This is a genomic window from Snodgrassella alvi (assembly GCF_002777745.1).
GTDB classification, from domain to species: Bacteria; Pseudomonadota; Gammaproteobacteria; order Burkholderiales; family Neisseriaceae; genus Snodgrassella; species Snodgrassella alvi_D.
Map to the genome: position 1 here is coordinate 23,142 of NZ_MEIO01000052.1, position 19,954 is coordinate 43,095.

Annotated in this window: 19 protein-coding genes; 7 read left to right on the forward strand and 12 right to left on the reverse strand. The window is 43.7% G+C overall.

Going from position 1 to position 19,954, the window contains the following annotated elements:
• Window positions 1–275 precede the first annotated feature (275 nt).
• A complete protein-coding gene (locus BHC51_RS13085; RefSeq protein WP_257384787.1) occupies window positions 276–986 on the reverse strand; it encodes a ComF family protein in 711 nt (236 codons plus the stop codon).
• On the opposite strand from BHC51_RS13085, the gene bioH reads away from it, so the two are divergent.
• From bioH to BHC51_RS07235, 3 genes are read left to right on the forward strand one after another with little or no spacing between them, the layout of a single operon-like run.
• On the forward strand, window positions 985–1,737 hold the full coding sequence (bioH, locus tag BHC51_RS07225; RefSeq protein ID WP_100099870.1) for a pimeloyl-ACP methyl ester esterase BioH: 753 nt from the start codon (window positions 985–987) through the stop codon (window positions 1,735–1,737). The two genes, BHC51_RS13085 and bioH, sit on opposite strands and share 2 nt — an antisense overlap.
• Window positions 1,734–2,549: a methyltransferase gene (locus BHC51_RS07230; protein ID WP_100099852.1), complete on the forward strand. Its 816-nt coding sequence runs from the start codon at window positions 1,734–1,736 to the stop codon at window positions 2,547–2,549. Before bioH ends, BHC51_RS07230 begins: the two co-directional genes overlap by 4 nt.
• Before the next feature lie 6 nt (window positions 2,550–2,555).
• Window positions 2,556–3,446, forward strand: coding sequence for a patatin-like phospholipase family protein (locus BHC51_RS07235; RefSeq protein WP_100099853.1), 891 nt, complete (start codon window positions 2,556–2,558; stop codon window positions 3,444–3,446).
• A gap of 395 nt (window positions 3,447–3,841) precedes the next feature.
• Here the strand turns inward: BHC51_RS07235 and BHC51_RS07240 are convergent, their stop codons facing one another.
• From BHC51_RS07240 to metE, 9 genes are all read right to left on the reverse strand, one after another.
• A complete protein-coding gene (locus tag BHC51_RS07240; RefSeq protein WP_100135768.1) occupies window positions 3,842–4,246 on the reverse strand; it encodes a DUF6201 family protein in 405 nt (134 codons plus the stop codon).
• Window positions 4,247–4,313: 67 nt separating this feature from the next.
• Window positions 4,314–4,715, reverse strand: coding sequence for a DUF6201 family protein (locus tag BHC51_RS07245; protein ID WP_100153670.1), 402 nt, complete (start codon window positions 4,713–4,715; stop codon window positions 4,314–4,316).
• Window positions 4,716–4,736: 21 nt separating this feature from the next.
• Entirely contained in the window at window positions 4,737–5,141 is a 405-nt protein-coding gene (locus BHC51_RS07250) for a DUF6201 family protein (protein ID WP_100135770.1), read from the reverse strand.
• A gap of 67 nt (window positions 5,142–5,208) precedes the next feature.
• Window positions 5,209–5,607: a DUF6201 family protein gene (locus tag BHC51_RS07255; RefSeq protein ID WP_100153671.1), complete on the reverse strand. Its 399-nt coding sequence runs from the start codon at window positions 5,605–5,607 to the stop codon at window positions 5,209–5,211.
• A 21-nt stretch (window positions 5,608–5,628) separates the two neighbouring features.
• On the reverse strand, window positions 5,629–6,027 hold the full coding sequence (locus tag BHC51_RS07260; RefSeq protein ID WP_100138019.1) for a DUF6201 family protein: 399 nt from the start codon (window positions 6,025–6,027) through the stop codon (window positions 5,629–5,631).
• A 53-nt stretch (window positions 6,028–6,080) separates the two neighbouring features.
• Window positions 6,081–6,605 (reverse strand): DUF6201 family protein, encoded by a 525-nt coding sequence (locus BHC51_RS07265; protein ID WP_100153672.1) that lies wholly within the window; start codon window positions 6,603–6,605, stop codon window positions 6,081–6,083.
• A 176-nt stretch (window positions 6,606–6,781) separates the two neighbouring features.
• Complete coding sequence (locus BHC51_RS07270; protein ID WP_100153673.1) at window positions 6,782–7,630, reverse strand: DUF6402 family protein; 849 nt, start codon at window positions 7,628–7,630, stop codon at window positions 6,782–6,784.
• A gap of 2 nt (window positions 7,631–7,632) precedes the next feature.
• Window positions 7,633–8,130 (reverse strand): PAAR domain-containing protein, encoded by a 498-nt coding sequence (locus BHC51_RS07275; RefSeq protein ID WP_100153674.1) that lies wholly within the window; start codon window positions 8,128–8,130, stop codon window positions 7,633–7,635.
• 630 nt (window positions 8,131–8,760) lie between these two features.
• On the reverse strand, window positions 8,761–11,034 hold the full coding sequence (gene metE / locus BHC51_RS07280) for a 5-methyltetrahydropteroyltriglutamate--homocysteine S-methyltransferase (protein ID WP_100153675.1): 2,274 nt from the start codon (window positions 11,032–11,034) through the stop codon (window positions 8,761–8,763).
• A 298-nt stretch (window positions 11,035–11,332) separates the two neighbouring features.
• Here metE and BHC51_RS07285 point away from each other — a divergent pair, with 298 nt between their 5' ends.
• The 4 genes from BHC51_RS07285 (at window position 11,333) to BHC51_RS07300 (ending at window position 15,895) form a co-directional block, all read left to right on the forward strand.
• A complete protein-coding gene (locus tag BHC51_RS07285) occupies window positions 11,333–12,265 on the forward strand; it encodes a LysR family transcriptional regulator (RefSeq protein WP_100153676.1) in 933 nt (310 codons plus the stop codon).
• Between the two features lie 39 nt (window positions 12,266–12,304).
• The gene (locus BHC51_RS07290; protein ID WP_100153677.1) at window positions 12,305–13,081 is read left to right on the forward strand and encodes a 2-keto-4-pentenoate hydratase; all 777 of its coding nucleotides are present in this window, start codon (window positions 12,305–12,307) and stop codon (window positions 13,079–13,081) included.
• Window positions 13,082–13,206: 125 nt separating this feature from the next.
• Window positions 13,207–15,426: a UvrD-helicase domain-containing protein gene (locus tag BHC51_RS07295; RefSeq protein WP_100153678.1), complete on the forward strand. Its 2,220-nt coding sequence runs from the start codon at window positions 13,207–13,209 to the stop codon at window positions 15,424–15,426.
• A gap of 49 nt (window positions 15,427–15,475) precedes the next feature.
• Window positions 15,476–15,895: an HIT family protein gene (locus BHC51_RS07300; RefSeq protein ID WP_100153679.1), complete on the forward strand. Its 420-nt coding sequence runs from the start codon at window positions 15,476–15,478 to the stop codon at window positions 15,893–15,895.
• Window positions 15,896–16,435: 540 nt separating this feature from the next.
• Here BHC51_RS07300 and dnaJ read toward each other — a convergent pair.
• Window positions 16,436–17,545 (reverse strand): molecular chaperone DnaJ, encoded by a 1,110-nt coding sequence (gene dnaJ, locus BHC51_RS07305; protein ID WP_100153680.1) that lies wholly within the window; start codon window positions 17,543–17,545, stop codon window positions 16,436–16,438.
• 283 nt (window positions 17,546–17,828) lie between these two features.
• Window positions 17,829–19,703 carry a ribonuclease catalytic domain-containing protein gene (locus tag BHC51_RS07315; protein ID WP_100153682.1) on the reverse strand — a complete coding sequence of 625 codons (1,875 nt, stop codon included), beginning with the start codon at window positions 19,701–19,703 and terminating at the stop codon, window positions 17,829–17,831.
• Window positions 19,704–19,954: the final 251 nt, after the last annotated feature.

Here is a 19,954-nt window from a genome sequence, read left to right on the forward strand (position 1 = left end):
ACCAGTGTTGTTCACAATAACACTTTATCTGGTAAAACTGAATTTATACTAAGACAGCAAAAAACAGCGGCAGCCACTTTAAAATGTGGCAGGAGAGGCAGTAACCTCAATTGGCAAGAACTAACACCAGCTGTTATTTAGTACAGCACTTTGGCGGGTTCAAAAAGTTGCTTACGAACTGGCAAAATGCCAAAATTGTAATGCAGTTAATAATTGAATCAGTTATTTAACAGGGCGACACTATGCCAAATAGCCTTTTTTCTGTCAAAGATTTTTCATTCCGGATGCGCCAGAGTCCAGACATAAATCCGTGAGACGCCCGATTTTTTAAGGGTTTGAGCTAATTCGGTAATTGTTGCGCCTGTGGTCACAACATCATCAATTAACAACAGGTTACGTTTTTTTACTGCATGATTAAGACGAAATACACCGCGTACATTGCGCTGGCGTGCCGACTTTTTCAAAGTTGATTGTGGCGGCCGGTAGCTACGTTCTACACAGTCTGGTTGCAGTACAGGCAAAGCGTAATGTCGGGCAATGATTGCAGCAAGCAGCTGGCTCTGATTGAAACCCCGTTCAAACAGACGTTTGCGGCTCAATGGCATGGCCAGTACAGCATCTATCTTTACTTGCTCTAGCCATTGCGGTGGCTGTGCCAGCATCAGTGCTGCCAGTGTATCCAGCAAGGCAAGCTGGCGCTGATGCTTGAATGCACGCAGCATCTGCTGTAATGGTGCCGCGTAGCGATAACTGGCATATAAAGAGGTAAACGGCCATTGCTGCTGGCACTGTTCGCAAAATCCGGCCGAAATCTGGCCGCCACAGTAACGCGGACATATATCTGTATCCGTACGCTGCAAGGCTGCCATATCATTCCAGCACGCTCGGCACAAACCTGAGATATCTGCATAATCGTGGCATAATAAGCAATGGGGCACACCGATACATGCGTGCCAGAATGAAGTGAGTAATGAAATTATACCCATGATCACACCTCCTCATACCTTACTGATTCACGGCTGGGGCGCCAATCATCATATATTCGACCCCTTACTGGCACATCTGCCGGCCACATGGCAAAAATTCTGCTATATACCGGACTTGCCCGGCCATGGCTGCGCACCATTTGATGGCACTTTTAATATAGACAGCATTGCCGACCAACTGGCCACGCAACTAACCACCCGTACCCATTTACTTGGCTGGTCACTGGGGGGCATGGTGGCATTGAGTTTGGCAGCACGCTATCCAGAGAAAGTAGCCTCGCTATGTCTGACTGCAAGTCTGGCCAAACTGATGGCCGACAGTGACTACCCACAAGGTTTACAGCGTGCTAGCCTCAATATGATGTCCAGCAGATTCAGTGAAGATTATCCCAAATACATGCAACAGTTTCTACAGTTGCAGATGCTGTATGCAGATACTGGTGCGCGCGCATGCCTTAATAGTCTGGTGACGGCTATCTGCCAGTATGGAGCGCCTGCTGCTCTTAACGCTGCTTTGCATGCGTTGGAACAGGCTGATTTACGCCCTTTACTCAGTAGCATAAACTGTCCGGTATTATTGATTTATGGTGGCCGCGATGCCATTACCCCGCCACGCATGGGTGAATATCTGCATCAGCAGCTGCCACAAAGCGAATGGTGTCTGCTGCCGCAGGCTGCACACACACCATTTTTAAGCCATCCTGATGAATTTACCCGGGTACTGGGTCAGTTTTGGGAACAATATTCATGACAATTCTGCCACACCAGCCAGACTGGTTTCTTCATGCACATCTCGCTGCCACTCTGGACGAACGCCTGAGTATTCTGAGACAGCCACCGGAGCATATCCTGCTGGCCGCAGCAGATGGCAATGAAAGCTACCGGCTGCTTAAAATGCGTTATCCACATGCACAGTTTCAGGAATTCGACAGCCGCGATACCTATTTACAGGCAGCTCTGGCTATTCGCAAAACCAAACTAAGCTGGTGGCAAAAACTCAATGCCAGCCTGCCTGAACAGATTGTTTCTGATCAGCTTCCCAGCAATCAGGCTGCCGATATGGTATGGAGTAATCTCGGCCTGATTCATCAGGCTGACCCCATAAGCGTGATTAGTAACTGGGCGGGAGCTCTACGGCCAGATGGTTTACTTTTTTTCAGCCATTTCGGACCGGATACCCTGAAAGAAGTGCTGACACTGTGGCGCGCAGAAGGTATAGTTGTTAAAACGCCATGCCTGCTGGACATGCACGACCTTGGGGACATGCTTTATCAGCACGGCTTTTACGATCCGGTGATGGACATGAACATGCTTACCCTGCAATATACCAAGGCAGAGCGTTTTATTGATGACATGCGCACGGCCGGCCTGTGGCAAAGTTTACAGTTTGATAATGAAATCGATGCAATACGCATTCTGGCCAAAGCATGGCAAGACAATGATATCCATAATATAACTCTTGAACTGGTGTATGGACATGGTATTAAAAAACAAGTACTCCCAGACAATGCTGCACCAATACAGTTTTACTCTTCATCTTCAACTAAAACACCCGTATCTTAATATCATATGAAATTCACAGCACTGCTGCGCAATAGCGTACTGATTATTACTACATTGGCCACCATTACTGCCTGCAAAAGTACTGCTCCGGCCACTCCAACAGCTCCAGCCAAGCCTCGTGCCATCATTGGGCTGGCGCTTGGTGGCGGTGTTTCCAAGGGTTTTGCTCATATTGGCGTAATTAAAGTTTTACAGGAAAACCATATTCCGGTGCATATCGTTACCGGCACCAGTGCCGGAGCACTGGTAGGCAGTATGTACGCTTCCGGTATGAGTCCCGACCGGCTGGAACTGGAAGCTGAAATACTGAATAAATCCGATCTGGTCGACCCGGTACTGTCTACTTCTGGCTTTATCAAGGGGCAGAAACTGCAAGATTACATCAACACCAAGGTACGTAATAAGCAGATTCAGCAATTTCCTATCCGCTTTGGAGCAGTAGCCACTGAATTTGGAACCGGACGCATGGCTGTTTTCACCAGTGGTAATGCAGGGCAGGCTGTGCGGGCTTCTGCCAGTATTCCCAATATTTTTCAGCCTGCCGTTATCGGTAACAAACGTTTTGTAGATGGTGGTCTGGTTGCGCCCGTACCAGTTAGTGCCGCTAAGCAACTTGGCGCCAATGTGGTGATTGCTGTAGATATTTCTGCCAAACCTGCACGCCTTACCAGCGAAGATTTCTTTTCTTACCTTGACCAGAGCCTTAATATCATGAGTGCTTCCGCATTAAGCAGCGAACTGGGCAAAGCACAGGTGGTTATCCGCCCACAGGTACAGAAACTGGGCGCTGTTGGCGGCTTTGACCAAAAGACTCAGGCTATCCAGCTAGGCGAACAGGCCGCCCGTGCCGCTTTACCACAAATTCGTGCTGCTTTATCTAAATATCAGGTTAACTAAGGTATATAGATTAAAATAATCTGCGCAGGCTGCGCCGTGTGGCAGTCTGTGTTTTTATTGTGGTTAATTTAGTTAAAATTAGTGCAAGATAAATATTTAAAATTTAATAAATACTAATTAGGACAATACTTTATTACTTATATATCAATATGCGCCCATATTGATGAAGAGTCTAATAAACCAAGACAGCTTATAGAGAAAAACCTAAGCAAATATACGATTTATAAAATTGTTTGTGCAGCAATGAGTAAAGGTGATCAATGCTGATACAGATTAAAATCACCATAAAAGCTGGATGATGAAAATAACAGTAACCATGCAATAGCCAGACAAGGTGAAGATAAAATAATGAGCTTTAGCAATATTTTTTTCATAAACCACCTATATAAAATGATTTACTGTAATTTATGATTACGTATAGTTTTAGAAAAATCATACCCATCTAGCCCATGATTTGTTGGGCAAATAAAATTTCCTTCCATTCCTTCTTCATCAGGAAAAGCCATCATATCAACCAATGATTCCTTGCCAATATAGTCAAAGTAGGATACCCTCCACAACTCTTCTCCCTTTTTATTATATAAAACAGTGAAGTATTTATTGCCTCCCAGTATTTGCACTATAGAAATAGGTGATGTGGGCAAATGTTTATATATATTGGCATAATACTCGCCACTGTCGCTCCTTATTGTTTTATAAAGATTAAAATCTCCATAAAAACTGGATGATGAAAACAGGCATAACCAGTAAAAAAATGCAAAATAGCATATCCCTTTTATGATTTTTATCAATTTTTTCATTATCTAAAACTCCACTACCTGATGATAGGCTGGCTAAATCCACTGCTAACCATCTATGCTGATTTCCTTATTTTTTACCGTTTACTTGATTTATTTTATCCGTTAAATCAATTGCTTCCCATCCTTCATTACTTGAATACCTTAATAAATTGTTTTTTTTAGTAGGAATAGCCATACCAGATATATCATCACTTAAATAGGCATAATAAGGTGAATGCCATATCTCCTTGCCCTCTTTATTATATAAAACCCAAAAATATTTGTCGTATCCATCTATCAGCTTATAGACCGCAATCGGTGTGGTGGGCAGATGTTGATACATATTTAAGTAATACTCACCATCATCGCCCTCTTTGGTGTAATACAAATTAAAATCACCATAAAAGCTGGATGATGAAAACAACAGTAACCATACAATAGCCAGACAAGATGAAGATAAGATAATGAGCTTTAGCAATATCTTTTTCATAAACCACCTATATAAAATGATTTACTGTAATTTATGATTACGTATGGTTTTGGAAATATCATACCCAACTAGTCCATGATTTGTTAGGCAAATAAAATTTCCTTCCATTCCAACATCATCTGGAAAAGACATCATATCAAACACTGATTCCTCATCAATATAGTCAAAGTAGGATACCCTCCACAATTCTTCTCCCTTTTTATTATATAAAACAGTGAAGTATTTATTGCCCCCCAGTATTTGCACTATAGAAATAGGTGATGTGGGCAAATGTTTATATATATTGGCATAATACTCGCCACTGTCGCTCCTTACTGTTGTATAAAGATTAAAATCTCCATAAAAACTGGATGACGAAAACAGGCATAACCAGTAAAAAAATGCAAAATAGCATATCCCTTTTATGATTTTTATCAATTTTTTCATTATCTAAAACTCCACTACCTGATGATAGGCTGGCTAAATCCATTGCTAACCATCTATGCTGATTTCCTTATTTTTTACCGTTTACTTGATTTATTTTATCCGTTAAATCAATTGCTTCCCATCCTTCATTACTTGAATACCTTAATAAATTGCTTTTTTTAGTAGGAATAACCAAACCACCTACTATATCCCTTAAATAGGCATAATAAGGTGAATGCCATATCTCCTTGCCCTCTTTGTTATATAAAACCCAAAAATATCTGTCTCCAACTATCAGCTTATAGACCGCAATCGGTGTGGTGGGCAGATGTTGATACATATTTAAGTAATACTCACCATCATCGCCTTCTTGGGTGTAACGCAGATTAAAATCACCATAAAAGCTGGATGATGAAAACAACAGTAACCAGACAATAGCCAGACAAGATGAAGATAAAATAATAAGCTTTAGCAATATTTTTTTCATAATCCGCTTATATAAAATGCTTTACTGTAATTTATGATTGCGTATGGTTTTAGAAAAATTATACCCATCCAGTCCATGATTTGTTGGACAAAAGAAAGTATTACTACTTTCATCAGGAAAAGCCATCATATCAAACAGTGATTCCTCACCAATATAGTCAAAGTAGGATACCCTCCACAGCTCTTCTCCTTTTTTATTATATAAAACAGTGAAGTATTTATTACCTCCCAGTATTTGCACTATAGAAATAGGTGATGTGGGCAAATGTTTATATATATTGGCATAATACTCGCCATCGTCACTCCTTACTGTTGTGTAAAGATTAAAATCCCCGTAAAAACTGGATGACGAAAACAGGCATAACCAGTAAAAAAATGCAAAATAGCATATCCCTTTTATAATTTTTATCAATTTTTTCATTATCTAAAACTCCACTACCTGATGATAGGCTGGCTAAATTCACTGCTAACCATCTATGCTGATTTCCTTATTTTTTTACCGTTTACTTGATTAATTTTATCTGTTAAATCGATGGTTTCCCATCCTTCATTACTTTTATATCTTAAGAAACTGTTTTTTTTAGTAGGAACAACCAAACCACCTACCATATCACTTAAATAGGCATAATGAGGTGAATGCCATATCTCCTTGCCCTCTTTATTATATAAAACCCAAAAATATTTGTTGTATCCATCTATCAGCTTATAGACCGCAATCGGTGTGGTGGGCAGATGTTGATACATATTTAAGTAATATTCACCATCATCGCCTTCTTCTGTGTAACACAGATTAAAATCACCATAAAAGCTGGATGAGGAGAAAAAAAACAACCATATCAGCATAGCTATGGTTAAAATTATAAATATTAATTTTTTAATAAATTTGCTATTTTTCTGCAAGACAGTTGTAATAAATACAGCAAAAGCATTGCCTTTCACTTTTTCTTTCCTATGGTTTGATTTAATTTTCAAATCTATCAGCACAATTATTACCACCATATTAATAATTTTGCCTTGTCTGGTTTTTCTGTTAAATCAATATAATCAGATCTATCTTTAGGAATTACATGGACAAAACCATAATTCTGCTGGTCTAAGGGGCAGTGCAGAAAATAACAAACAACCCAAAGAGCTAAAACCAGCAATAAAACCAAAGAATATTTAAGATTATTTCTTCATAATTTAACAATTCTATCCCCAGATAAAGGAGGCATCCAGAGAATATCTGAAAAAACAATAAAATCAATACCCGTATTCCTTATTTGCTGCCATTGCCTGAAATCCTTATTATATACCGGCACTGTCCATTGCATCCCCATATCATATAAAAGTTTCCACTTTTTCAGCTCATAGGCATTCATATATAGCAATGCCTGTTTTTTGCTGAGTATGCCTTTTTTATTCCAGATACCGAGAAATTCATCACCGAGAAAATCATAGCTGTCTTTGATATAAAATCCGATGGCCTCGGTAATAAAAACATCTTTGCCCTGAAATTTATCCTGATACCCCTGTGGTGCAACTTTTAAATTTGCCTTACCTATTGCGCCGAAATAATCATTAATGGTTTCTCCAAAACCCCATAGATAATCGCCTATTTTAGTTGAATTTACTACAGTTAATGTATCAATCTCCCTCACGTCTCTGTAATGTCTGAGAATACCATTGTTTTTTACAAGTTGCTTGCGTAACTCTTCACGTCCCTTTTCACTTGCCCAGTTTTCTTTTAATTTTACAAACCCTTTTTGCACAGGTTTATATCTCAACGCCCATTCCATTTTCACAATAGAATCATTTACATGCTGTAATGGAATATTTATTGCCGATCCCGTCATATAGGTATTTTTTGTGGCTTCAGTAAAACCTTTGGCCGGCTTTCCGCTAAACCAGTGCCGCATGAGTTGCGGAGCTACTTTCCAACCCATATTGTCCATCGCGGCCGGAATCTGGTCTATGGAAAAAATATCTGCATTCAGGGTAATTCTGGGCGCAGATTTCATGGTATGGGTAATCAATTCCGGCATAGTTAAATTCCTAATTTAGTCTGAATAAAATAGCTTACTTCCACCGACTCGGGCTGTGGGGTTTGTATCGACTCCAGATAGCCATCCCGGCTTGATTCACCTTCTACCAGACGTGAAGAGGTTTTGATGGCATAAGCCACACCATAGGTTTTAATATTTTCTGGCGATTGAATATAAAAGCTGCGTGAATACGGCATGCTCTCAACAACAGGTTTGGACATTGTTTCATCAATATAACTGTCGGTAACTGTTGGAATAAAACGTGCATTACATGGGCAGGTACTGATGCTGCTGATTGAGCCGGCTAATTTTCTAGCGGGACTAAACATATTGCTTACACCACCTGATATGCGATAGGTTCCGCTATGTTGTCCACAGGTAACCTTATCTCCTTCCCAAGCGGAAGCAACTCCATGCCATAAAATCATGCTGTCGCCACTGATTATTTTGCCACCACAAGTGGTGCGATCTCCAACCCTTAAAAAATATCCCTTAGCCAATTTTTTTCCTTTAAATAATGGTTAAGTATAAAATTTCTCCATAATAAATTATGGCTTTGTAAGGCGCTTAGATGAATCTATTCTTTATGTAGCTGTTTCTTTATTTCTTAGATATTACTGTAAATATAGTCCTTTGCCAAAATTATATCGTCAATCAATTACTATTCTGCCACACTATTATTTTAAGAGCTGAGCTGTAAGCATTTAATATTTGTCTAATCGATATTAATTAAATTTGTAATTACACTATGGCTAATCGCGGCGGTAATAGGATGCTTTGGTCAGAAAACTGCAATATTTTCAACTGGCAATAATATAATTGTGCACTCTAGATAGCCTGTGTATATGCTGGTTTGTTTGCTAGTAGTATGAAAGCGGCTTGCATTCAATCTAAGCAGAGCTGTATGTTCCGTTTTTGTTGCAGCTTTACAGTAAATATGCAACAGACTACATGATTATTGTGGAAATATGTCTGCTTAATATAGGGGCTTTTATATGTTCATTTTAGTCTTATGGAATTATTGAGTTAATTATTTATTGGTATTTTCCTGAACGTTAATTTAGCAAGCGGATACAGAAAACCGCCTCGGTTGTGCCGAGACGGCTGAATTGTGCAGGACTAAGCGGGGTTTAGGCATTTAATTCGTCGCGCAGTTTTTTGGTTACTTTTACCATCACTTGTAGGGCGGCGGTGGTTTCTGGCCAGCCGCGGGTTTTCAGGCCACAATCCGGATTTACCCACAAACGACGCTGGTCGATTACTTTCAATGCTTTACGCAGCAGGTGTTCTACTTCTGCCTCGGTAGGTACACGCGGGCTATGGATATCGTAAACACCGGGGCCGATATCATTCGGATAGCTGAATTTAACAAAGGCATCCAGTAATTCCATATCGGAACGTGAAGTTTCAATAGTAATGACATCAGCATCCATGCTGGCAATGGCTGGCAGAATATCGTTGAATTCTGAATAGCACATATGGGTATGAATCTGGGTGCTGTCATCGGCATCGGTTGAAGTAAGGCGGAATGATTCACATGCCCAAGCCAGATATTCATCCCATTGAGCGCGTTTTAGCGGCAAAGCTTCACGAATAGCCGGTTCATCAATCTGGATAACACGGATACCGGCTTTTTCCAGATCCAGTACTTCATCATTCAGTGCCAGTGCAATCTGCTTGCATACCAGACTTAATGGTACATCGTTGCGCACAAAGCTCCATTTCATCATGGTTACTGGTCCGGTTAGCATACCTTTCATCGGCCGGTTGGTCAGTGATTGGGCATAGGCAGACCAGGCAACGGTCATGGCTTTGGGACGTGCCACATCACCAAAAATAATCGGGGGTTTAACACAGCGGGAGCCGTAACTTTGTACCCAGCCATATTGTGTGAAGCAATAGCCATCCAGCTGTTCACCAAAGTATTCCACCATATCGTTGCGTTCGGCCTCACCATGCACCAGTACGTCGATATCCAGTTGTTCCTGCTGTTGAACACAGTAGGCAATGTCTTGTTTCATGGCTGCTTCGTAATCAGCTGCGCTCAGCTCACCCTTTTTAAAGGCGGCACGTGCCTGACGGATTTCCTGAGTTTGTGGAAATGAGCCAATGGTAGTGGTTGGCAGCAAGGGCAGATTCATCCATGCCTGCTGTTTTTCAATCCGCTGTGCAAACGGGCTATGGCGCTGGTCGGCATGAGCGCGCAGGCCGGCTACGCGCTCTGCAACCTTATTATTATGAATCAGTTTGCTGGTTTTGCGTCCGGCAGCCGCCGCATCGGAAGCGGCAAGCGCATCCTGTACGGTGTCTTTACCGTGTGCCAGTGCCTGTTTGATAATGCCCAGTTCCTGTAATTTCTGAGCAGCAAAGGCAAGCCAGTTTCTGATTTCGGGGTTAAGTTTCTCTTCTACACTTAAATCCTGCGGGCTGTGTAACAGCGAGCAGCTCGGGGCAATCCATAAGTTGTTGCCTAGCTGGGTAGCAACCGGTGCCAGCAAGTCAATCACTTCACGCAGATTGGCACGCCAGACATTGCGCCCGTCAATCAGGCCAACAGACAGTACTTTATTTTCCGGCCATGCATTGGCAAATTCAGCCAACTGTTCCGGTGCACGTACACAATCGATATGTACGCCGTTTACTGGCAGGCTTTTCAGTAAATTTAGGTGTTCGGCCACACTGCCAAAATAAGTACCAATAATGATACGTGTGCCGGTGATCGTCAGTTCCTGATAGGTTGGTGCGAAAGCATCCAGCCATTCACGGGCAATATCTACTGCAAGAATGGGTTCATCAATCTGAATCCAGTCGACACCAGCATTAGCCAGCTCACGCAAAAGTTTCTGATATTCAGGCAACAGGCGTGGCAATAATTGTAGACGGTTATGGCCGGCATCTTTTTCTTTACCCAGCCATAACAGGGTAAGCGGGCCTACCAGAGTTGGTTTGATATCATGCCCAGTGGCTTTAGCTTCTTCTATTTGGGCAATGAGGTTAGCTGCATTGGCTTTGAAACTGGTGTTCTGGTGCCATTCAGGTACGATGTAGTGGTAGTTGGTATCAAACCATTTGGTCATTTCCATGGCTACCTGAGTGGCATTACCACGTGCCAGTTCAAAATACTGGGTTAGTGTCAGGCTGGCTGCATCAAAACCGAAGCGTGCGGGAATCGCTCCGAGCGCACACAGGGTATCCAGTACATGGTCGTAATACGAAAAATCGCCTACAGGTAGCAAGTCTGCACCGGCGGCAATCTGGGTGGCCCAGTTTTTCTGGCGGATATCGGCCGCAGTCTGGCGCAGCTCGGCTTCGGTTTTGTTGCCTTTCCAGAATGCTTCAACTGCAAATTTTAATTCGCGTTTAGCTCCAACACGTGGATAACCGGACAGATGGAATGTGTTCATTCTTGTTTCTCCTTATGTGAATGATGGATCTCAATAATTGGCAGTGTGCGTGAGTTATGACATGACTACAAGCGATAAATTTTGCAGTTATACATGAATATTTTTAATACTGTATTTCAGTACAATGCAATGCGAGAATATGATATGGTATGTGAGTGTTTAGTCTTAAAACAGATAAATGGCTGTCATTAAAGTAATAATTATGTTAGCCATATAACTTTCATTTATAAACAGTGTGGCTGTTTATGAATTCTTTAACTTATATTCGCAGTAATAATGTTAAGCAAAGGTGGAAAACATGGAGTCGATTATTGAACTGCGTCATTTACGCACTTTACTGGCTCTGGAAGAAACCGGTAGTGTATCAATGGCTGCCAAGCGGGTTTTTCTAACCCAATCTGCGCTGTCACATCAGATTCGTGTTCTGGAACAATTCTACGGCACACCTCTGTTTGAACGTAAGTCCAACCCAATCCACTTTACACCGGTGGGTATGCGTCTATTGCAACTGGCACGCGAAATTACGCCGCTGGTCAAGGTAGCTGAGCTGGATATGGTTCAGATTATTGAGGGGGAAGCAGGGGAGCTGCGCGTGGCGGTGGAATGTCATACCTGTTTTGACTGGCTGATGCCGGCTATGGATGCTTTCCGGCCTTTATGGCCCAAAGTGGAGCTGGATATTGTATCTGGTTTTCAGGCAGACCCTGTGGGGCTATTGCTGACTCATCGGGCAGACCTGGCGATTGTGTCTGAATATGCTCCGCAGCCGGGTATTATTTTTCAACCACTGTTTGCCTATGAAATGGTGGGTATTTGTGCTCAGAATCATCCGCTGGCCGCAAAAAGTGTATGGCAGGCACAGGATTTTGTGGATGAAACGCTTATTACTTATCCGGTACCAGATGATATGCTGGATTTGCTGCGCAAGGTATTAAAGCCGGCCGGTGTGCAGCCGGCGCGCCGCAACAGTGAATTAACCATTGCTATTATTCAACTGGTATCAAGCCGGCGTGGTATTGCTGCCTTACCTTACTGGACAGTGATGCCTTATCTGGAAAAGGGCTATGTGGTAGCACGACAGATTGGTGATATACCGCTGCAAAGTGAGCTGTATGCAGCCATGCGTGAATCTGATGGTGATAAAAGCTATCTGGATAACTTCTGCCAAATTGTACGCGAACGCAGTTTTGCCGATTTACCCGGACTTAGCCCGCTTAGCACACCAGATTAACCTGTACTGGAGACACTGGTATGCACAAAAGGAAGCAAGATGGGTTATCAGAAACTGGCTGCCTCTTTGCTACAGGCGTATAAACAGCATCAGCCATTGAGCATGCTCAACTATACCGAAAGTGTGCGTGATATAAATAATGCTTATCAGATACAGCATGTGTTTACTGCTGGCAAGTCTACGCCTTTGGGCGGCTATAAAATTTCCCTGACCAATAAAATTACTCAGATGCTGTTCCGAATGGATGAACCATTGTATGGGCAGCTAGAACATAGTCATATATTGTATGCGCCGGCCACGTTGTCGCTGGTTCAGATGAATGAACCATTAATTGAAGCCGAGCTAGGCTTTATTGCCAAAACCGATTTAAGCTACGGCATAAGCGATGCAGATTTATTAAAGCATGTCTGGGTAACTGGTTGCATAGAGATTCCCGACTCTCGCTTTGCACACTGGTTTCCGGCTCTGAACAAATACCTGATTATAGCTGATGGTGCAGTAGGTGGTTATATTGTCTGCGGTGAACGTATTGACGGCCATGATTTACAGGTAGAGAACTTAAGTGAGATTCAGGTGGAACTCACTCTGGATAATCAGACTGTGATTACCGGTCAGGCAAGAGCAGTGATGGACAATCCACTGTCTGCCCTGCAATGGTTACTGAAAAAACTGGCTGAGCATGGCCTGAGTTTACATACAGGTGAAGTGGTATCTTCCGGTGCCTTTTTTCTGACTCATAAACTTGTTGCGGGAGAATACAATGCCCATTTTTCCGGTGCTCTCAGCCAGAGTTTAACATTACATGTATTACCCTGATTCGGCCAAGTACACCTGAACAGCATGGTAATCATTATTATTCAGCCATTTAAGTACTTAATTCATAGGCTTCAGGCATATTTTTCCCAGCGATTTTTCAGCTTTAATCAGCTACAATAAGCACTATGGAAATTTTATCTTCTGCCGGCTTACTGGCCGGCCTTAATAGTGAACAGTTAGCTGCCGTAACCTGGCCTGCGCAACCTGCGCTGGTACTGGCAGGAGCAGGAAGTGGTAAAACCCGGGTCTTAACCACCCGTATCGCATGGTTATTGCATACTGGTCAGGCCAGTGTGCACAGCATTCTGGCCGTTACTTTTACCAATAAAGCGGCTAAAGAAATGCAATTGCGTCTGAGTGCGCTGTTACCATTTTCAGTGCGCGCAATGTGGCTGGGTACTTTTCATGGCCTGTGTCATCGTTTTTTGCGCCTGCATTATCAGGAAGCCGGTCTGCCGAAAACATTCCAGATACTTGATATTGGCGACCAGCTAGCTGTAGTAAAGCGTTTGCTCAAACAGTTGAACATTGCCGATGAAGTGATTGCACCGCGCAGTTTGCAGGGATTCATCAATGCGCAAAAAGAAAATGGTCTGCGTGCTTCCCAGTTGACGACACGCGACCCGCATGAGCGGCAGATGATTGAATGCTATGCTGCTTACGATAGCCTGTGTCAGAACGAAGGCGTAGTGGATTTTGCTGAGCTGATGTTGCGCAGTTATGAAATTCTGCAAAGCAACAAAGTGCTGCGCAGCCATTACCAGAATCGTTTTAATCATGTCTTGATTGATGAATTTCAGGACACAAATAAATTACAGTATGCCTGGTTAAAACTGCTTGCCGGAGAACATGCGGCAGTTTTTGCTGTCGGCGACGATGACCAGAGTATTTATCGCTTTCGCGGTGCTGAAGTAGCAAATATGACGCGTTTTCTGCATGAATTCGGTGTAAGCGAACCCATCCGGCTGGAGCAGAATTATCGTTCCGCAGGCAATATCCTTACCGCCGCCAATGCCGTGATTGCGCATAATGCCAGTCGTTTGGGTAAAAATCTGCGTACAGAGGCAGGCAGTGGTGAAAAAATCCGCGTGCTTCAGGCAATCAATGATATAGAAGAAGCCCATTTTATAGTCGATGAAGTAAAAGCTTTACATCGTGAAGGGCTGAATTACATGCAGATGGCGGTACTGTATCGCAGTAATGCTCAATCTCGTGTTTTGGAACAGGCACTGTTTCGCGCCGGCATACCTTACAAAATCTATGGCGGTTTACGCTTTTATGAGCGTCAGGAAATCAAGCATGCACTGGCTTATCTGCGCCTGGCCGCCAACCCCAATGATGATAATGCATTATTGCGGGTAATCAATGTACCCGCACGCGGTATCGGCGCACGCAGTATCGAAAATATTCAGGCAGCGGCTAATGAAGCCGGCACATCGTTATGGCAGGCTGCTACCAGCCTGTCCATCAAAAACAGTAAAATTGCCGCTTTTGTGCGCCTGATTGAAAATTTGCAGGCACAGGCTGAGCAAGTTTCTCTGCCGGAACTGATGGCCGCTGCCATTTATGATAGCGGCCTGATGGAACATTACCGCACTCAGAAAGGTGAGCAGCAGGAGCGTATTAACAATCTGGAAGAATTACTGAATGCCGCTGTAGCATTCAAACCGCAGGAATCGGGTTTTGACATTGAACCAGAATATGATGAAAACAACCCATTATTCGCCGTACTGTCCTTTTTAAGCACAGCCTCACTCGAAGCAGGCGAGCATCAGGCCGGGCAGGGTGAAGATGCCTTGCAGTTAATGACAGTTCACGCGGCCAAAGGACTGGAATTCGATGGTGTATTTCTCACGGGGCTGGAAGAAGGTTTATTCCCGAGCGAATACAGTATGGCAGAGCGAGACGGGCTGGAAGAAGAACGGCGCCTGATGTACGTAGCCATTACCAGAGCGCGCAAACGCCTGTATTTAACTATGGCAGAACAGCGCCTGTTGCACGGGCAAACTCATTTTGCCTTGCCGTCACGCTTTGTGGATGAAATACCTGAAGTAGTACTGCAATATCTGTCTGCACATAAGAGCACACTGGTCACCAGACAACAGACCACACAGCGCACAAACCCTTTTCATAGCCGCAGCAAACTGGCAGAAACACCGGCCAGTAGTGATTTTGACGGATTCCGGCTAGGCCAGAATGTTCACCATGAACGCTTTGGTACCGGCGTGATTATAGACGCCAGCCACAAAGCGGAGGGAGCACGTCTGACAATTAATTTCGGCAAACAGGGGATTAAAGAACTGGATACCGTATTTGCCAAAAGCAAGTTAACCATCATTTCTTAAACAATTGCTCAGGTAACAGCAAGCAGGCAAACCTGAGAGGAGACAGCTAATGCAACAATACGACCGTAACAACATTTTTGCCCGAATTATCCGCGGTGAAATTCCCTGCCATAAAGTTTATGAAGATGCACAGACACTAGCATTTATGGATGTGATGCCACAAGCACGTGGCCACGTGCTGGTCATTCCGAAATGCGAAGCAGTAGAATTAACCGATGTACCACAAGACTATCTTATTGCGGTATTCAGCGCCGCCAAGAAAATCATTGGAGCACAACGTAAAGTTTTACACCGCGATGGCATTGTTCAGTTACAGCTCTCTGGTGAGCAGGCTGGTCAGTCTGTATTTCATTATCATATACATTTGATTCCCGGCCATATTCACGAACTGGGAAAACACGAGAGTGTGGCTGCGGATCAGGCACAACTGGCACAACTGGCGGCACAATTACGCGCAGAACTGGCCTGAAACAGTGATGTGATTTAAAAGTTATCCACAGACTTACACACAGAAAGTCAGTAAAATAAACTAAATCATTCATGCTATAACCATTGTATTATAATGGCTTAACCGTATAGGATAAATTTTATTCAGCCAAATACATTAAATTTGTCCACAACAAGTTATCCATTATGTCAAACCTTTTGCATCACTCCTGTGTCATTCAGACAGAGGAGTGATAACTTTATTTCCTAATTAATATCCAACTACACTCATCAGTGACTTTCAGCTTAAACAGTCTTGCCATTTCATACCAGTCACACCCCGCGTATTTAGCAAACTTTAAACTGCTCAAACTCGGACTTACTCATTTTCTCAACAATAAAGCGACAAATCATCACCTGTCACCAACACAATCGAGATAAGTTTCAGATTACTGATATCTGTTCTCTGCATAACAAAATCCCGTTGATTACACACAATCAGCGGGATTTTGCAGAGCATAACCAGCATTAATCATTTACATATCTGGAATAAATACTCCTGAGCCATGCTGTTTTAACTGTTTTATTCAAACAGATCACGTAGCTTGTCCATAAATGATTTCTGTCGCGGCGTTTGCGCCCGATCCATACCAGTAGAGATTTTCTCAAACTCTTCCAGCAATTCACGCTGGCGCTCAGTCAGATTCACTGGCGTTTCCACCACAATGTGACAATATAAATCGCCCACCGCAGCTGAACGCACTGATTTAATTCCTTTTCCACGCACCCGCATGCGACGGCCGGTTTGTGTTTCTTTCGGAATATTCAGTTTAACCTTACCATCCAGCGTTGGCACTTCAACTTCACCGCCAAGCGCAGCTATAGTGAAACTAATAGGCAATTCACAGTGCAGATCCATACCGTCACGCTCAAATACCTGATGCGGACGTACATTCACCATCACGTATAAATCACCTGCCGGTGCACCATGCTTACCCGGTTCACCTTCACCGCTCAGCCGGATACGTTGGCCATCATCAATGCCGGCCGGAATAGACACCTCAACCGTCTTGCGTGTTTTTACCAGCCCCTCGCCATGACATTTAACACACGGGTCTTTAATCTGCTTGCCACTGCCGCGACAGGTAGGACATGTTTGCTGAAGCTGGAAAATAGCCTGCCGTACATGCACAACCCCACTACCGCCACACATACTACAGGTAGTAGCAGAAGTACCGGTCTTGGCACCACTGCCATGACAAACATCACATTCCTCATGAGTAGGAATAGTGATTTTCTTCTTGATACCGCGCGCCGCTTCCTCCAGACTGATTTCCACATGATATTGTAAATCAGCACCCTGATGATTCTGCTGCCTTCCGCCAGCGCTGCCGCCGAACATCTGGCTGAAAATATCCCCGAAATCAAAGCCACCGGCAAAACCACCGCCACCAGCGCCCATATTGCCATCTACACCTGCATGGCCAAACTGGTCATAGGCAGACCGTTTTTGTGCATCAGACAATACATCATAGGCACGCTGTACTTCCTTGAATTTCTCTTCGGCGCCTTTATCGCCCTGATTACGGTCGGGGTGGTATTTCATAGCCAGCTTGCGATAAGCTTTTTTGATTTCCTCATCCCCTGCAGTACGGGTTACACCCAGCACTTCATAAAAATCTACTTCAGTCATAATTTTATTCCAAATGTTTGCAGACAACCTGCTCCTGTACAGCAGGCTGTCTGAAAAGCAAAACCGGATAATAGAAATGCAACCCATATATGGGCTGCATGTATAAAAACAAGGTTTTAAGCAAAAGTTATTTCTAAATGAAGCAAAACCAGCCAACCAGCTTATACACCGCTAAACAGCACAGACCACAGCAGCGTATTTATTCTGCCAGCAAAACAGTGAACCAAATTATGACCAGTCACCCCGCCAATCATAAAATCTTTCACCAGATTCATCCCGACAGTCAGGTTCCGGCTACCGGTACCAGAGCATTCACATAATTGAGCCCAACACTGACCTGTACCAGATCAATTCCGGTTATCGATGTCCTCATCCGGCATTTAGGCATCGCATCAATCGGCACCCCACTGACACGGCTAACCAGAGGTAGCCCCTCAATGCGCACCAAATCATCGCGTATTAACTGGGCAGTCAGTTCCTGCATCTGCTCCTGCTGGATATATATCAGACTCCAGTAGGCTTCCATATGCCGTTGAAAATCATTATAGACAGCGTAAGCCGATTCAAAATCGCGCAATACCGCAAACAGCATGGCATCCTGCGGTTCAAAGCGGGGCAGGGCAGCCGAATCCAGCAAACTAATTAACTGTTTCTGATTAATATAATCAGTAGCACGCCGCAACGGCGAAGTAAACCAAGCATAATGTTTCAGCCCCAAACCAATATGCGGTTCAGACTGAGTACTCATACGCACCCTGCCAGTTGGCTGCACCCGGAACAAACCAGCCATACCCGCCTCATCCAGCATCTGTGCCCAAGTACTGTTGGCAAAAATCATCAGCTCACTTACTAAAGTATCAATCGGGGCGCCACGTTCACGTACACTTATGCGCACCTTATTATCTGCTTCCAGCTTAATTCCATAATCATACTGGGGCAAACGTTCCGGGTCATATTTACCCCGTGCCTGCATTCTGGACACAGCAAAATCATACAGCCAGTTCATTTCATGCTGATGAGCAAAATCTTCAATATCCCCGCGCTCCTGTTGGGGCTGAAATACCTGCTCAATATTCTCAATGCGGATATTACTGTCTATATAAACCGATTCAATTCGAGATTCACAATGCACAACCTCAAACTGCGGATTAACTTCAGCATACAGGCTGACTGCCGGCCGTGCAGCACCTTCATCCAGACTGAAAGCAGCCACCCAGTTATCAGGCAGCATCGTGATTTTGCCACCAGGATAATATACCGTACTCAAGCGTTCAAATATCAGCTTTTCCAGCGAAGATTCAGCAGTAATGGCCAGAGCAGGAGCAGCAATATGAATTCCGACCAGTTTATTACCATTAGGCAGATCGCGTACACTGAACGCATCATCCACTTCACTGGTTTCAATATCATCAATAGAAAATGCCAGCACTGCTGTATCAGCAGCAGGCAGATTATGAGGAGCAGGCACAGGATAATCACCACCGTCCACACCCTTAGGAAACTGGGTCAGCAAAAAACCATCAAGAAAATATTCAGGCAGTGGCGGCACAGCTCCAACACTCTGGAGCAGGGCAAACACCGAAGTTTTTTTCTGGTCAGCAGCCTTTATCACCGCCTTGTAACTCAAACTCTGTTTATCAGGCGCATGCAGAATCATTTTAGCATCAGCAGCAATAGGGGCAGGCAGACTGCCGGCCAGCAACTCCTGTATCCAGCTATTGATTTGTGCTTCCTGCTGTTTGCGCCGCTCAATCGCCGCCAGAGCCTGCTGTAAGATTTCTTCTGGTGCCGCCTTAAACACACCTTTATTTTTCTTGTAAAAATACATGGGTGCGGCATACAGAGCCATTAACGTGGCCGCCACCTCAACATTACCGCTGTTACTGCCAAAATATTCCGCAGCTGCGCCAGTTGCAGTAAATTCAGCCTCACTACCCACCGCTTCCCACAATAAACTGATATCAATATCGGCGGCAGCATCAGTGGCCTGCTGTAAAAACTGCGCAGCATCACCATCAAATACCAGAAAAACATGGCTGGTCTTGATTTTTGCCCGCTTACCGTGCTGCGTATTAACCAGAAAAGTAGCATCATTTTCCTGTACCACCTCCGCTACTTTAAACTGACCAGACTCCTCATAAAAAATATGTTTACCCATAACGCCTACTTAAAACCAAAGAAACTACCCAAGTAACTACTAAAACAGATTGAGCAACCACCCATTATTCGATTATAAACGAATACTCGGCATTGCAAATTTCATGCCGGAATGATCATTCTGCATCAATACAGCTATACCAGTACAAATAGTTCATCACCACCTCCCCTCAGGTTGTCCTGTTTTTTCATATATTTAACCATCAAAACATACAAATTAAATAATTCCCTGTTTTAATTTTCAAACAAAAC

Bases quoted from the DNA above. Each gene is read 5' to 3' on its own strand.
- bioH (WP_100099870.1), top strand. From the start codon at position 985: ATGATCACACCTCCTCATACCTTACTGATTCACGGCTGGGGCGCCAAT.
- BHC51_RS13085 (WP_257384787.1), bottom strand. From the start codon at position 986: ATGGGTATAATTTCATTACTCACTTCATTCTGGCACGCATGTATCGGT.
- BHC51_RS07230 (WP_100099852.1), top strand. From the start codon at position 1,734: ATGACAATTCTGCCACACCAGCCAGACTGGTTTCTTCATGCACATCTC.
- BHC51_RS07235 (WP_100099853.1), top strand. From the start codon at position 2,556: ATGAAATTCACAGCACTGCTGCGCAATAGCGTACTGATTATTACTACA.
- BHC51_RS07240 (WP_100135768.1), bottom strand. From the start codon at position 4,246: ATGAAAAAATTGATAAAAATCATAAAAGGGATATGCTATTTTGCATTT.
- BHC51_RS07245 (WP_100153670.1), bottom strand. From the start codon at position 4,715: ATGAAAAAGATATTGCTAAAGCTCATTATCTTATCTTCATCTTGTCTG.
- BHC51_RS07250 (WP_100135770.1), bottom strand. From the start codon at position 5,141: ATGAAAAAATTGATAAAAATCATAAAAGGGATATGCTATTTTGCATTT.
- BHC51_RS07255 (WP_100153671.1), bottom strand. From the start codon at position 5,607: ATGAAAAAAATATTGCTAAAGCTTATTATTTTATCTTCATCTTGTCTG.
- BHC51_RS07260 (WP_100138019.1), bottom strand. From the start codon at position 6,027: ATGAAAAAATTGATAAAAATTATAAAAGGGATATGCTATTTTGCATTT.
- BHC51_RS07265 (WP_100153672.1), bottom strand. From the start codon at position 6,605: ATGGTGGTAATAATTGTGCTGATAGATTTGAAAATTAAATCAAACCAT.
- BHC51_RS07270 (WP_100153673.1), bottom strand. From the start codon at position 7,630: ATGCCGGAATTGATTACCCATACCATGAAATCTGCGCCCAGAATTACC.
- metE (WP_100153675.1), bottom strand. From the start codon at position 11,034: ATGAACACATTCCATCTGTCCGGTTATCCACGTGTTGGAGCTAAACGC.
- BHC51_RS07285 (WP_100153676.1), top strand. From the start codon at position 11,333: ATGGAGTCGATTATTGAACTGCGTCATTTACGCACTTTACTGGCTCTG.
- BHC51_RS07290 (WP_100153677.1), top strand. From the start codon at position 12,305: ATGGGTTATCAGAAACTGGCTGCCTCTTTGCTACAGGCGTATAAACAG.
- BHC51_RS07295 (WP_100153678.1), top strand. From the start codon at position 13,207: ATGGAAATTTTATCTTCTGCCGGCTTACTGGCCGGCCTTAATAGTGAA.
- BHC51_RS07300 (WP_100153679.1), top strand. From the start codon at position 15,476: ATGCAACAATACGACCGTAACAACATTTTTGCCCGAATTATCCGCGGT.
- dnaJ (WP_100153680.1), bottom strand. From the start codon at position 17,545: ATGACTGAAGTAGATTTTTATGAAGTGCTGGGTGTAACCCGTACTGCA.
- BHC51_RS07315 (WP_100153682.1), bottom strand. From the start codon at position 19,703: ATGGGTAAACATATTTTTTATGAGGAGTCTGGTCAGTTTAAAGTAGCG.